This is a genomic window from Streptomyces sp. NBC_00775 (assembly GCF_036347135.1).
Lineage (GTDB): Bacteria > Actinomycetota > Actinomycetes > Streptomycetales > Streptomycetaceae > Streptomyces > Streptomyces lutosisoli.
Genome location: NZ_CP108938.1, coordinates 756,076 through 769,377 on the forward strand (window position 1 = coordinate 756,076; position 13,302 = coordinate 769,377).

Sequence of the window (13,302 nt, forward strand, 5' to 3'; positions counted from 1 at the left end):
GCACCTGGCCCCTGCCCTCGGGAGCAGGCAGCTGCCGGTTGGAGGTGATGACTCGTGGCGCACGACCCCGCACCGCTCACCCGGCATCTGCGCATCCACCAGGACCGCGGTCACCTGGTGCTGGAGTTCCACGGGGAGATCGACATCCTCGCGTCGCTGGAGATCACCCCGGTCCTCGACTCCGCGACCGGGGGCCACGCGCCGCAGGTCGTCATCGACCTGCGGCCCGTCGACTTCTTCGACTGCTCGGGCCTGCGGCTGCTCTACCGGGCCAGGCGCCGCGTCCTCGCCCGCGGCGGACGGCTGCACCTCGTCTGCACCCAGCCGCTGACGTTGCGCATCCTCCGGGTGACCGGCCTCGCTCGCGTCCTGCCGCCCTGCTCGTCGCTGGACGAGGCGCTGAGCCGGCCGGAGGCTACTTCCGGATCTTGGTGACCTGCCCGGCGCCGACCGTCCTGCCGCCCTCACGGATGGCGAACTTCAGCCCCTCCTCCATGGCGATGGGCTGGATCAACTGCACATGCATGGTGGTGTTGTCGCCGGGCATGACCATTTCCGTGCCCTTGGGCAGGGTCACGACTCCGGTCACGTCCGTCGTACGGAAGTAGAACTGCGGCCGGTAGTTGTCGAAGAACGGTGTGTGCCGGCCACCCTCGTGCTTGGACAGGATGTACGCGCGCGCCTCGAACTCCGTGTGCGGGGTGACCGAGCCCGGCTTGATGACGACCTGCCCCCGCTCCACGTCCTCGCGCTTCACACCCCGCAGCAGCAGTCCGACGTTCTCCCCCGCCCGGCCCTCGTCGAGGAGTTTGCGGAACATCTCGACGCCGGTGACGGTGGTCTTCGTCTTCTGCTCGTGGATGCCGATGATCTCGACCTCGCTGTTGACCCTCAGCACACCGCGCTCGATGCGACCGGTGACGACCGTGCCGCGCCCCGTGATGGTGAAGACGTCCTCGATCGGCATCAGGAACGGCCGGTCGACATCGCGTACGGGCTCCGGCACGAACTCGTCGATCGCCGCGAGGAGTTCAAGGATCGACCGACTCCACTTCGGGTCGCCTTCGAGGGCCCTGAGCGCGGAGACCTGCACGACCGGGACGTCGTCGCCCGGAAACTCGTACTCCGTGAGCAGTTCGCGCACTTCCAGCTCGACGAGTTCCAGGATCTCCTCGTCGTCCACCATGTCCGTCTTGTTGAGTGCGACGACGATGTACGGGACGCCGACCTGCCGGGCCAGCAGCACGTGTTCCTTGGTCTGCGGCATCGGGCCGTCGGTCGCCGCGACGACCAGGATCGCGCCGTCCATCTGGGCGGCGCCCGTGATCATGTTCTTGATGTAGTCGGCGTGCCCGGGACAGTCGACGTGCGCGTAGTGCCGGTTCTCGGTCTGGTACTCGACATGGGCGATCGAGATCGTGATGCCGCGCTGGCGTTCCTCGGGAGCCTTGTCGATCTGGTCGAACGGCGTGTAGGGGTTCAGGTCGGGGAACTGGTCGTGCAACACCTTGGTCATGGCCGCGGTGAGCGTTGTCTTACCGTGGTCGATGTGACCGATGGTGCCGATGTTGACGTGCGGCTTGGTCCGCTCGAATTTCGCCTTCGCCACTGCAAGCCCTCCTGATCACCTGGGTGACGCCGAGCGTTGCTTCGCGGCTTCCCGGCCGGGCGATCGGCAGGAACTTCCGCTCCCTCCTGTCTATTCGCTCTGGGGCGCGTCGAACAGGGCGCTGACGGACTCACCGTTGTGAATGCGCCGCACCGCCTCGGCGAGCGCCGGGGCGATGGACAGGATGCGCAGCTTCTCCGTGTGCTCCGCGACCGGGACCGGCACGGTGTTCGTGCACACGATCTCCAGGACGTCGCTCTGGTCGCTGAGCCGCTTGAGCGCACCGGCCGCGAACAGGCCGTGGGTGCAGGCGACCCGGATGGACCGCGGCCCCAACTCCCGCAGCCGCTCCAGGAGTTCGAGGACCGTGCTGCCCTTGGCGATCTCGTCGTCCAGCACGATGACGTCCCGCCCGGTGATCTCACCGATGACGGAGCTGATGCTCACCCGGTCGTCGGCGAACCGCTGCTTGGCACCGGCGGCCACCTGGGCGCCGATGAGCCGCGCGAACGCCGCCGCCTCCTTGGCGTTGCCGAGATCCGGCGACACCACCGTCGTACGCGAGAGGTCGTAGTTCCTGAAGTGCGCGGCCAGCTCGCGCAGGGCGTGCAGATGGTCGACCGGCACCGAGAAGAAACCGTGCACCTGCGGAGAGTGCAGTGTCATCGCGAGGACACGGCTCGCCCCGGCGGCCACCAGCAGGTCCGCCACGAGACGGCCACCCATGGAGATCCGCGGCATGTCCTTCTTGTCCGAGCGGGCGTACGAGTAGTGCGGCATGACCACGGTGATCCGGCCGGCGGAGGCGCCGCGGGCCGCGTCGCACATCATCAGCAGCTCGACGAGGTGCTCCTGGACCGGTGTGACCAGGGGCTGCACGAGGAAGACATCGCGCTCGCGGCAATTGGCCTGGAGCTGGACCTCCAGGCAGTCGTTCGCGAAGCGGCTGACCCGGGTCGGGCTGAGGGGCACACCGAGATGCGCGCAGACCTCGGCCGCCAGCTCGGGATGGGCACTACCGCTGAACACGGCGATGTCACGCACGACCGCTCCTCGCATGAGAGAACCGGGTTGCGTCGCCGGTTGGCAAGATCGACCCGGGGTGCGTGCCTCATGCTACTGGGCACCTTTCGGGCACTCGACCCGGGGGAAAACCGGTTGCGGACGACCGTCCGGGCCACGCCATGATGGCGTGGCCAGCGCCCCCTCGGATTCAGGAGAACCCGCATGCGCCGATTCCTCGGAACTTCTCAGCGCCCCTACCGGACGACTGTTCTCGAGGACTCGACCACCCATGCACACCCTGAACATCGGAATTCTGGCCCACGTCGACGCGGGTAAGACCAGCCTCACCGAGCGGCTGCTGTTCGACGGCGGCGCCATCGAACGGCTCGGCAGCGTCGACGCCGGGGACACCCGCACGGACGACGGGGAGATCGAGCGGCAGCGCGGCATCACCGTCCGCTCGGCCGTCGCCGCCTTCACCGCCGGGGACGTCCAGGTCAACCTGATCGACACCCCCGGGCACTCCGACTTCATCGCCGAGGTCGAGCGCGCCCTGGAGGTCCTGGACGGCGCCGTGCTGCTGCTCTCCGCCGTCGAGGGTGTCCAGGCGCAGACGCGCGTCCTGATGAAGACCCTGCGGCGGCTCGGCCTGCCCACCCTCGTCTTCGTGAACAAGATCGACCGGGCGGGAGCACGGCAGGACGGGCTGCTCGACGACATCCGGCGCCGCCTCACGCCGTACGTCGTCCCTCTCACGCACGTGACGGACATCGGCACCGCGTCCGCCCGTGTGCTGCCGCGCCCGCTGGACGACCTCGCGGCCGGCACGCTCGCCGAGGTGGACTCCGACGTCCTGGCCGCGCTCGTGGACGGCCCGCCGCCGACACGCGACGAGCTGTGGGCGGCGCTCACCGCGCGCACCGCCGACGGCTCGGTCCATCCGGTCCTCTTCGGATCGGCGCTCGGCGGACAGGGCGTCGCCGAGCTGGTCGAGGCGGTGATCCGGCTGGTTCCCCGCCCGGAGGAACCGCCCGCCGATGAGCCACGCGGCACGGTCTTCGCCGTACGGCCCGGACCCGGTGGCGAGCGGACGGCGTATCTGCGCCTGTACGAAGGTGAGGTGACGCGCCGTCAGCGGCTCACGTTCCTGCGTCGCGAGGCCGACGGCCGGACCGTGCCGGTGCCCGGCCGGGCGCTCGCACTGGAGGTGGTCGGACAGCCCGGGGCCGCCTCCCTCACCGCGGGGAACATCGCCGCGCTGCGAGGAGTCGGCGGCATCCGCGTCGGCGACCGACTCGGCCACGGCACCGACCGGGCACCGCAGTTCGCGGCCCCGACACTGGAGACGCTCGTACGGGCCAGGCACCCCGCCCAGGCCGCCCCGCTGCGCTCGGCGCTCCTCACCCTGGCCGATCAGGACCCCCTGATGCACGCCGGGCCCGCCGCGTCCGGCAGCACCGCGCTGCTGCTCTACGGCGAGGTCCAGAAGGAGGTCCTCGCGGCCACGCTCGCCCAGGACTTCGGCATCGAGGCCGACTTCGAGCCGAGCAGGGTGCGGCTCCTGGAACGCCCGGAGGGCACCGGTGAGGCGTCCGAGGAGATCCAGCGGCACGGGCACCTCGGATTCTGGGCGACGGTCGGGCTGCGCGTCGAACCGGGACCGCGCGGCTCCGGCGGTGTCTTCACCTACGAGACGGAACTCGGCGCGCTGCCCCGGGCGTTCCACCAGGCGATCGAGGACACCGTCCACGCGACCCTGCTCACCGGTCCGTACGGCCGGCCGGTGACGGACTACCGGGTCACGCTCATCCGCTCCGGGTTCGCCGCGCCGCTCAGCACGGCCGCCGACTTCCGCGGACTGACCCCGATCGTGCTGCGGCGCGCCCTGGAGCGGGCGGGGACGCGGGTGTACGAGCCGTATCACGCGTTCGAGGTGGAGCTCCCGCTCGACGCGCTGGCCCCGGTGACCGCTCAACTGGCGTCCTGCGGAGCGGAGTTCAAGGAGACGACGGGAGGGCGCACCGCGTGGCTGGTCACCGGCGAGCTGCCGGCCCGGCAGGTGCGGGACGTCGAGCTGCGGCTGCCGGGGCTGACGCGCGGGGAGGGCGTGTGGTGGTCCCGCGTCTCGGGCGACCGCCCCGTCTAGCGGATTCGGTGGACGAGCAGACACAGTGCGTTCTCGGCCTACAGCCAACTACGGCCGGAGCAGGGGGCCATATGTACCTGACCTGGCCGCGCGAGCCCGGCACCGGCATCAATCCGCCAACACAACGGCCTGTCAAGGGACATGGAGGGTACACGAACGGTTGAAAGGAGGACCGTCGACATGACGACGTCCATCAAGCAGACGCCCCCCTCGACGTCCACCAAGCGGAGGATGCCCGGCTGGGCGAAAGTGGTCACCGCGTTCGTGCTGGTGCTCGTGGTGCTGTTCGCCGGGCTTCGGCTGGCCGTATTGCCGGGGCTGCGCGATCTGTTCGGCACCGAGACGCACGACCGGTCGGGCCCCGCACTCCTCACGTCGATCCAGGACATGAGCCGTTACGACGCCGCGACGGGCAACTTCCAGGTGGTCGTGGACCTGGAGAAGGACGCCAAATACCTGCCCGACGCGATCCGCGGCACCCGCACGCTGTACGTGGGGGCCGGCACGGTCGACGCGTATGTCGACCTCGGCACGCTCGGCGAGAAGGACGTGACGGTCAACAGCGACCGTACGTCGGCCACGCTCCGGCTGCCGCACGCGGTGCTGGGCAAACCCGCGCTCGACCCCGACCACTCCTACGCCGTCTCCAAGCAGCGCGGTCTCCTCGACCGGATCGGCGACATCTTCTCCGGTAACCCGAACAGCGAGCAGGCCGTGCAGAAGCTCGCGGCCAAGCACATCGGTGAGGCGGCGAAGGACAGCCGCCTCACCTCGCGCGCCGAGGCGAACACCACCGGCATGCTCAAAGGTCTGCTGCACTCCCTGGGCTTCGAGGAGGTGACGGTCAGCTACGGCGCCTGACCCGTCGAGGCCAGGACGCCTTGGTCAAGTGACGCTGCAAGCCGTGCCGTTGAGGGTGAAGACGGTGGGCGACCCGGCGTTGCCGCTGTGGCTTGCCTGATAGCCGATGGTGACGGCGGCGCCGGGGGCGATCGTGCCGTTGTACGTGGCGTTGGTCGCGGTGACCGTGCCGGTGGCCGACGCGTAGGTGGCGCCCCAGCCGTTGGTGATGGTCTGGCCGGAGGGAAGCGTGAAGCTCAGCTGCCAGCCGTTGACGGCGGTGGTGCCGGTGTTGGTGAGGGTCACGGAGGCGGTCAGGCCGGTGTTCCAGGCGTTGGTGGTGACCGCCACCCGGCAGCCGCCCGGCTGGGGCTGGGGTGCGGGGCCGGTGCTGTCCAGGCCGAAGAAGGTCAGGACGCGGGCCGCCATGCCGGTGGTCATCAGGTTGTGTCCGACGCCCTGGAGGCTGATCGCCTCGACGGGAGCCTGGTCCCCGGTGGAGCCGTAGCGGGTGCGGGTCCACCCGGACTGGGGCGAGTCGGTGGCGGTCGGCGCCTGGCTGACGCCGAGGACGTTCGTCCACTGTTTGATCTCTTCCCCGAAGTTGGGGTACTGGAGCGTGGCGTCGTCGGTACCGTGCCACAGCTGCATCCGTGGCCGGGGCCCGCTGTAGCCGGGGTAGGCGGCGCGGACCAGATCGCCCCACTCCTGCGGGGTGTGGGTCACGGTGCCGTTCGCGCACGCGCTGTTCCACTCGGATCCGTCGGTGGTGGCGAAGCAGCCGAACGGCACCCCGGCGAACGCGGCGCCCGCCGCGAACACGTCGGGGTAGTCGCCGAGCAGGACGTTGGTCATCATCGCGCCGGAGGAGATCCCGGTGGCGAAGATCCTTCCGGTGTCGGCGCTGTACGTACGGGTGACCCAGTCGATCATGGACTTGATGCCGACCGGGTCGCTGCCGCCGCCGCGGCTCAGGGCCTGCGGCGAGGAGACGTCGAAGCACTTGCTGCTGCGGGTGACCGACGGGTAGATGACGATGAAGCCGTAGCGGTCGGCCAGTGAGGCGTACTCGGTGCCGGAGTACATCGCCGGACCCGAGCCCGTGCAGTAGTGCACGGCCACCAGGACCGCCGGGTGGGCGGTGACGCTGTCCGGCACATAGAGGTACATCTGGAGGTTGCTGGGATTGGTGCCGAAGTTCGTCACCTCGGTGAGGGAGGCTGTGGCGGCCGCGGGGGCGGTGGTCGCCACCGGGGCGGCGGAGGCCGGGGGTGCGGTGAGCAGCACCGCGGCGAGTAACGGCACCAGCGCCGCGAGCAGCGCGCCGAGCGCGGACCGGAGCGGTTTCCTTGTACGTAGTGACGTGGACATGGCATCCATGGAAGCGCTCCCACGACCCACGGGGCAACCGTCCTGCAGCGGTCGTCTTCCCGGATGGCAGTCCCCTGTCGGCGGGCTGACGATGGAGGGGGCAAGTGAAGGGAGCCGTCATGCTGGAGATCAAGACGGTCGACAAGCCGGATGAACGACGTGATTTCCCCCGCGGTCACCTCGAAGCGGTCCACATGACCGGGCTCGACTTCGCCGTGGGGACCTTCGAACCGGGTTGGCGCTGGTCCGAGTCCGTGGCCCCCCTCGCGGGGACCGAGAGCTGCGAAATCCACCACAACGGCTATGTCGTCCAGGGACGGATGCACATCCGCATGGACGACGGCGGCGAAGGAGAAGTAGGACCCGGCGATGTGTTCGTGTGCCCGCCGGGGCACGACGCATGGGTCGTGGGCGACGAACAGGTCATCGTGTACGACTTCGCGGGAGGCATGGCGACGACGTACGCGAAGCCGACGAACGACTAGGCGCCGCGGCGAGGGTCCAGTGGCGTGAGGGTCCAGTGGGGTGAGGTGATCGCCCCACTGGACCCTCGCCGCGCCCTCTGGCCGTCCCTCTCACAGCCCCCTCGCCGCCCCTTGGTGCACAGCTCCCCCAGTCGGCGTGCCAATCGGCATCTATGCCTCCATCCGGGGTAACCGCCTTTATCCAGAGGGCAGTTGAAACCGGGAGGATCGCATGGTCCGTACGGCGTTACGCAGCGGTGCCGCGAAAGCCGGGCGCCGGACACCGACAGCGAAATCCGGCCGCCGCACACCGACAACGAAGTCCGAGCGCCAGACACCGGCGGCGAAGTCCGGTGGCCGGGCCTCGGCGCCGCCCCGGGAGCGAGGGGCGCTCCCGCTTCCGCTACGACTGCTGACCATGGCGCTGGCCTTCGCGGCCATGGTGGCGTTCGCCGCCGCGCTGGCCCGGCTGACGTTGGAACCGTCTCCGGCGTCAACCGCACTGGTCCACAGCAATCTCCACCCCGGCCGGTCCCTGAACGCCTACCTCTCCCAGCCTGAGCTGCGCGACGCCGTCAAGCAGATCGGCGGGAACCTTCTGCTCGGGGTGCCCTTCGGTGTGCTGCTGCCCGTGCTGGCTCCAAAGGCCCGGGGAATCCTGCGCGTTCTCGCGCTGACCGCCGCGGTCATGCTGCTGGTCGAGCTGGTCCAGGGGGCACTCATCACCGGGCGCGCCTTCGACGTCGACGACGTCATCCTCAACACGGCGGGGGCACTGGTGGGTTATCTGCTACTGGGGCGCCGGCTCGGCCGGGCGGTGCACCCCAAGAGTGGTCGTCGCGCCTGACGAGTCACCTCAAGTAAAGGTCCGGACCAGACTCTTGACACCCCCTTACCTCACTTCTTAAATCAAGAGGCGAAGCATGCACCCCCACCTCAGTCGGCCCACCCGTCTCCCGGGTCGCCGTACGGAAGGGAGAGTCATGGACTCCCCGCGCCTGCTCCGAAGATGCCTCTTCGCCGCGTTGTCCGCCGTTCTCGTCGCGTCCGCGTCCGCCGCCGTCGCACCCGCTCACGCGGGGGCCGCGGCGGCCGCAGCGGCCGTGACGTTCCAGGACACCTTCGACGGGCCCGCCGGTTCGGCCGTCGACTCGTCCAAGTGGCAGATCGAGACCGGCGACAACGTCAACAACCACGAGCGGCAGTACTACACGTCCGGCAGCAACAACGCGGCCCTGGACGGCCAGGGCCATCTGGTGATCACCGCCCGCAAGGAGAATCCGGCCAACTACCAGTGCTGGTACGGAACCTGCCAGTACACCTCGGCCCGGCTGAACACCGCCGGGAAGTTCACCACCGCGTACGGCCATGTCGAGGCCCGGATGAAGATTCCGCGTGGGCAGGGCATGTGGCCCGCGTTCTGGATGCTCGGCAACGACATCGGACAGGTCGGCTGGCCGAACTCCGGTGAGATCGACGTCATGGAGAACGTCGGCTACGAGCCGTCCACCGTGCACGGCACGATCCACGGTCCCGGGTACTCGGGCTCGGGTGGCATCGGCGCCGCGTACTCCCTGCCGAACGGCCAGGCCTTCGCGGACGCCTTCCACACCTTCGCGGTCGACTGGGCGCCCGACTCGATCACCTGGTCGGTGGACGGGACGGTCTACCAGCGGCGTACGCCCGCCGATCTGGGCGGCAACTCGTGGGTGTTCAACAAGCCGTTCTTCCTCATCCTCAACCTGGCGGTCGGCGGCTACTGGCCCGGCGACCCCGACGGCTCCACCGTCTTCCCGCAGCAGCTCGTCGTGGACGAGGTGAAGGTGACGACGAGCGACAGCTCGGGCGGCACCGGCGCCCCGATCACGGGTCTCGGGGGCAAGTGCGTGGACGTGGCCGGGGCGAACCCGGCGAACGGCACCGCCGTACAGCTCTACGACTGCAACGGCACCGCCGCCCAGAAGTGGACCGTGTCCTCGGACGGCACCCTTCGCGCACTGGGCAAGTGCCTGGACGTCACCGGCAACGGCACGGCGGACGGCTCGACCGTCCAGCTGTGGGACTGCACCGGCGGCCCGAACCAGAAGTGGACGGTCACCGCGGCCCACGACATCGTGAATCCGCAGGCCAACAAGTGCCTGGACGTCACCGGGAACAACTCGGCCAACGGTACGCGGCTGCAGATCTGGTCGTGTTCCGGTGGAGCCAACCAGAAGTGGACGGTGGGCTGACGGCGGACTGAGAGACCGCTCGGGCGGGCGGGCGGAGGGTCCGGCCGGGATGCCCCGGCCGGACCCTCCGTGTCGTTCGGTCATCGGTCCCAGGGCTTCTGACCGTCCGCCCGCGGCCCCCACCGCGGGCGGACGGAACCGAGGCGGCCCGGTGTCGGCCGGTCAGCAGCCCATGGACCAGGTGTGGGAGTCGCCGCGGTCGTTGGCGACGGCGTTGTAGCCGACCTCCTCGCCCGGTGCCAGGCAGATCGTCATGTCGCCGCCCTGCCAGGCGTCCTCGTAGACCTTGACGTGGTCCTTGACGCCTGGTCCGGAGATGCCGTGGTTGGCCCAGGAGGAGTCGGTGTCGGCGATCCAGCTCTCCCACCAGCCGTCGTCTCCCGACCAGTTGGCGCGCTGACCGTCGAAGTTGGCGTTCTCCCAGGCGCAGAAGTTGCCGCTGGGACAGTCCGCGGCGCCGGACGGCGTGGCGAACGCCAGACCGCCCCCGAGGGCGAGGAGGGCCGCTGCGGCGGAGGTGGCGAGACGCTTGATGATCACGAAGAGGTACTGCCTTTCTCACGGGTTACCGGAACGGTCCGCTCGGCGTACAGGGCCGCCGCGCGGTGCAGTGCGCGGGTGCGCAGCTGCTCGTAGGTGGTCAGCTGGTCGCGCCGGTCGGCGCGGACGCGGGCCAGCAGCGCCGGCTCCAGCCGGGCGCGGAGCCGGGCCAGGCCGCTCTGGCGCGCACAGCGCGCGGAGACGGCGGTCTCGGGGCGTTCGGGCCGGGGGGCGTGCGCCGGGGTGGCGCAGCGGGCCCAACGGGTGGTGGCGGCGCGGTAGTCCGGGTCGCGTCGCATGCGCTGCTGGGCCTCGGCCCGCAGATTGTTCACCACGACCCGGGTTCGGAACCATCGGGCCTGGTCCCCGTACAGCTCACGTTGCGCGGCGGCCAGGCAGCCGTCGGTGTGGGCGGTGACGGTGTAGCCGGTGGCCAGGGTGACGGAGAGTTCGGGTCGGCCGCGGCCGAAGAGGGCGGCCTGGAGCGCACGGTCGTCCGCGGGCACAGGGTGGCGGTTCGGGTCGCCCGAGGCGCGCCGCTTGTCCCACGGGTGGCGCGGGGTCAGGCCCTGGCGGGTCAGGCACTGGTCGACGAGCACCTGCTGGGCGGTGTCGATGAGAGCGTCCTTGCCGCGCTCGGTGGTGGGCAGCGCGAGGGCGCCCCGCCCGGCCGTCGCCCCCGTTGTCTCCGTCGTCGTGGCGCATCCGGTCAGCGTCAGCGCTCCCAGCAGGGCCAGCACCGCGGGCGCGGTGGCGCACAGCGCGCGAAGTGATCGCACGCGTCAGCCGACCTCGCAGCCCATCGTCGTATCGGCGACGCCGTCGAGCCGGGCGCCCCAGGGCCAGTTGTCGGCCAGGTCGTGCGCGCGGATCAGCCGGTAGTAACAGGTGTCGCGGCCCCAGTCGATGGCGTACACGGCGCTGTCGGCGTTGGAGCGGAAGGAGGCGGCCTTGTCGTGGAGGAAGTCGGGCACATCCGTATAGCCGGGTGGGGTGTAGCACCAGGACGAGCCGTGCTGTCCCGCGGCGGTCCAGAAGCAGACGTCTCCGGCCAGCGGCCTGCCTGCCGCGGTGGCGGGGGAAGCGCTCAGGAGGGTGGTGGCGGCCAGGACGGTGGCGGCGAGGGCGGCTGCGGGCACGGCGAAGCCACGGAACATGACGACTCCCGTAGGGAAGAGGGGGCGCCGGGGCGGTCGTGATCACCCGGCAAGATCAACGTGCCCTGGCGGGTGCGAGCCCATGCCCGGTTCCCGCCGAATGATGATCTTTGCTGGGGTGCGGGGGCATTCGGCCCCCAGCGGCTCACACCGGCGCGAAACCCGCAGGTCCGCGCGCTCCCCCGGCCTCCACGGGCCGCTCGGACTTCATGGCCGGGCGCTGCGGCGTCAAGCGTGAGCACTGCCGTTTCATGGCCGTGCGCCACCGCTTCGTGGCCGTGCGCCGCCTCGTCACGGCCGTACGCCACCGCTTCACGGACGGGTGTCCCGGGTCCCTGCCCAGCGCTCCCGAGCCTCTGCCCGGCCCGCGCGAGCCGTGCCCGGTGTCAGCGCGGTCTCCAGGTGAGCTTGTCGCCTCCCACCCAGCGGACGACCTCAGGGTCGTCGAGATCGTGGACGGTGATGCCGTAGGCCGCGGCGGTCTCCAGGACATCGGTGATCGCCTTGGCCGCGCCGACCACTTCGCCGTCGATTTCCATGATCCGGAACGGCGGCGTGCCCGGCTGTACCCCGAGCACCATGATCCGTGGGTGGGAGATGTGGGGGCTCGCGATTTCGGTCATGAATAGAGCGTAGATCGGTTCCCCCGGGGCAGCGGCTGAGCGGTGGGAGCACCTCGGCCCCGGCGGCCCCTCGTGTGGCCGGACGGCCGGAGTCGGCGTGTTCGCCCAGCCGGGTGAGCGGCCGGGTGGCGCCCCAGTCGCAGGGCCGCCCGTCCTCCGCCGTGCGGGCCCCCGAGGGCTGGGCAACGCTGGAGGCAGGAGGTGCCGATGGACCCCGTCGAAGCCCTGGACCGGATCGCGTTCCTGCTGGAGCGGGCCCTGGCCCCCACCTATCGCGTACGTGCCTTCCGCACCGCGGAGGCCGTACTGGCCGCGCTGCCCGCCGACGAGGTGGCGGAGCGGGCCGCCGCCGGGACGCTGGAGTCGCTCAAGGGGATCGGTCCGAAGACGGCGCAGGTGGTACGTGAGGCGCTGGCCGGTGAGGTGCCCGCCTACCTGGAGAAGCTGGAGCGGGAGACCGGGGCTGCTCCGCTCGCCCGAGGGGGTGAGCGGCTGCGGGCGCTGTTGCGCGGGGACTGCCATCTGCACTCCGACTGGTCGGACGGCGGCAGTCCGATCGAGGACATGGGCCGCACCGCCGCGCGGCTCGGGCACGAGTGGGCGGTGCTCACGGACCACTCGCCGCGGCTGACCGTGGCGCGCGGCCTGTCCCCCGAGCGCCTGCGCGAACAACTGACCGTGGTGGCGGAACTGAACGACCGCTGGGCCCCCTTCCGGCTGCTCACCGGCATCGAGTGCGACATCCTCGACGACGGATCGCTCGACCAGGAGCCGGAGTTGCTGGAGCGGCTGGACGTCGTCGTCGTGTCCGTGCACTCCAAGCTGCGCATGGACGCGCGGTCGATGACCCGCCGCATGGTCGCCGCCGTACGCAATCCACTGGCGGACGTGCTCGGGCACTGCACCGGCCGGCTGATCGGCGAGCGCGGCCGGCCCGAGTCGGACTTCGACGCGGACGCGGTGTTCGCGGCCTGCGCCGAGTCCGGGACGGCCGTGGAGATCAACAGCCGTCCCGAGCGGCTCGACCCGCCGCGCCGGCTGCTGCGCCGGGCGGTCGACGCGGGCGTGCTGTTCTCCGTGGACACCGACGCCCACGCCCCCGGCCAGCTCGACTGGCAGATCCTCGGCTGCGCACGGGCCGAGGAGTGCGAGGTGCCGGCCGAGCGGGTGATCACGACATGGACCGCGGAGGAGCTACTGGCCTGGGCGGCGGACCGGGAGACACCGGCACGCGCGACGAGCCCCTGACGTGTCCCTCGCGCGGAACCGCCCACCCGGCACGCCCGTGCCGTCGAGCGGGCGGACAGGGACCCGCC

Annotated in this window: 14 protein-coding genes; 7 read left to right on the plus strand and 7 right to left on the minus strand. The window is 70.7% G+C overall.

Features of this window, described 5'->3' with window-relative positions; translation table 11 throughout:
* Positions 1-54: 54 nt before the first annotated feature.
* Entirely contained in the window at positions 55-435 is a 381-nt protein-coding gene (locus OIC96_RS03605) for an anti-sigma factor antagonist (protein ID WP_330309339.1), read from the plus strand.
* On the opposite strand, the gene tuf is transcribed toward OIC96_RS03605, so the two are convergent.
* Entirely contained in the window at positions 416-1,609 is a 1,194-nt protein-coding gene (gene tuf, locus OIC96_RS03610) for an elongation factor Tu (protein WP_330309338.1), read from the minus strand. The two genes, OIC96_RS03605 and tuf, sit on opposite strands and share 20 nt — an antisense overlap.
* Positions 1,610-1,699: 90 nt before the next feature.
* Positions 1,700-2,653, minus strand: a complete 954-nt coding sequence (locus OIC96_RS03615) for a ribose-phosphate diphosphokinase (RefSeq protein WP_330309337.1) — start codon at positions 2,651-2,653, stop codon at positions 1,700-1,702.
* A gap of 250 nt (positions 2,654-2,903) precedes the next feature.
* Between OIC96_RS03615 and otr(A) the strand changes: the two genes are divergently transcribed.
* Positions 2,904-4,760: a tetracycline resistance ribosomal protection protein Otr(A) gene (gene otr(A), locus OIC96_RS03620; protein WP_330309336.1), complete on the plus strand. Its 1,857-nt coding sequence runs from the start codon at positions 2,904-2,906 to the stop codon at positions 4,758-4,760.
* Positions 4,761-4,940: 180 nt separating this feature from the next.
* Positions 4,941-5,621, plus strand: coding sequence for a DUF4230 domain-containing protein (locus OIC96_RS03625; protein ID WP_330309335.1), 681 nt, complete (start codon positions 4,941-4,943; stop codon positions 5,619-5,621).
* A gap of 24 nt (positions 5,622-5,645) precedes the next feature.
* On the opposite strand, the gene OIC96_RS03630 is transcribed toward OIC96_RS03625, so the two are convergent.
* Positions 5,646-6,971 carry an extracellular catalytic domain type 1 short-chain-length polyhydroxyalkanoate depolymerase gene (locus OIC96_RS03630; protein ID WP_330309334.1) on the minus strand — a complete coding sequence of 442 codons (1,326 nt, stop codon included), beginning with the start codon at positions 6,969-6,971 and terminating at the stop codon, positions 5,646-5,648.
* Between the two features lie 119 nt (positions 6,972-7,090).
* Between OIC96_RS03630 and OIC96_RS03635 the strand changes: the two genes are divergently transcribed.
* The 3 genes from OIC96_RS03635 to OIC96_RS03645 all read left to right on the plus strand — a co-directional run bounded on the left by OIC96_RS03635 (position 7,091) and on the right by OIC96_RS03645 (position 9,666).
* Positions 7,091-7,456: a cupin domain-containing protein gene (locus tag OIC96_RS03635; protein WP_330309333.1), complete on the plus strand. Its 366-nt coding sequence runs from the start codon at positions 7,091-7,093 to the stop codon at positions 7,454-7,456.
* A 211-nt stretch (positions 7,457-7,667) separates the two neighbouring features.
* Positions 7,668-8,282 carry a VanZ family protein gene (locus OIC96_RS03640; protein ID WP_330309332.1) on the plus strand — a complete coding sequence of 205 codons (615 nt, stop codon included), beginning with the start codon at positions 7,668-7,670 and terminating at the stop codon, positions 8,280-8,282.
* A 136-nt stretch (positions 8,283-8,418) separates the two neighbouring features.
* Entirely contained in the window at positions 8,419-9,666 is a 1,248-nt protein-coding gene (locus OIC96_RS03645; protein ID WP_330309331.1) for a ricin-type beta-trefoil lectin domain protein, read from the plus strand.
* A 162-nt stretch (positions 9,667-9,828) separates the two neighbouring features.
* On the opposite strand, the gene OIC96_RS03650 is transcribed toward OIC96_RS03645, so the two are convergent.
* The 4 genes from OIC96_RS03650 to OIC96_RS03665 form a co-directional block, all read right to left on the minus strand.
* On the minus strand, positions 9,829-10,200 hold the full coding sequence (locus OIC96_RS03650) for a peptidase inhibitor family I36 protein (protein ID WP_406502300.1): 372 nt from the start codon (positions 10,198-10,200) through the stop codon (positions 9,829-9,831).
* A 2-nt stretch (positions 10,201-10,202) separates the two neighbouring features.
* On the minus strand, positions 10,203-10,985 hold the full coding sequence (locus OIC96_RS03655) for a hypothetical protein (RefSeq protein WP_330309329.1): 783 nt from the start codon (positions 10,983-10,985) through the stop codon (positions 10,203-10,205).
* Positions 10,986-10,988: 3 nt separating this feature from the next.
* Positions 10,989-11,363 (minus strand): hypothetical protein, encoded by a 375-nt coding sequence (locus OIC96_RS03660; protein WP_330309328.1) that lies wholly within the window; start codon positions 11,361-11,363, stop codon positions 10,989-10,991.
* 386 nt (positions 11,364-11,749) lie between these two features.
* Positions 11,750-11,986, minus strand: a complete 237-nt coding sequence (locus OIC96_RS03665; RefSeq protein WP_330309327.1) for a hypothetical protein — start codon at positions 11,984-11,986, stop codon at positions 11,750-11,752.
* A gap of 207 nt (positions 11,987-12,193) precedes the next feature.
* Between OIC96_RS03665 and OIC96_RS03670 the strand changes: the two genes are divergently transcribed.
* Positions 12,194-13,234: a PHP domain-containing protein gene (locus OIC96_RS03670; protein ID WP_330309326.1), complete on the plus strand. Its 1,041-nt coding sequence runs from the start codon at positions 12,194-12,196 to the stop codon at positions 13,232-13,234.
* Positions 13,235-13,302: the final 68 nt, after the last annotated feature.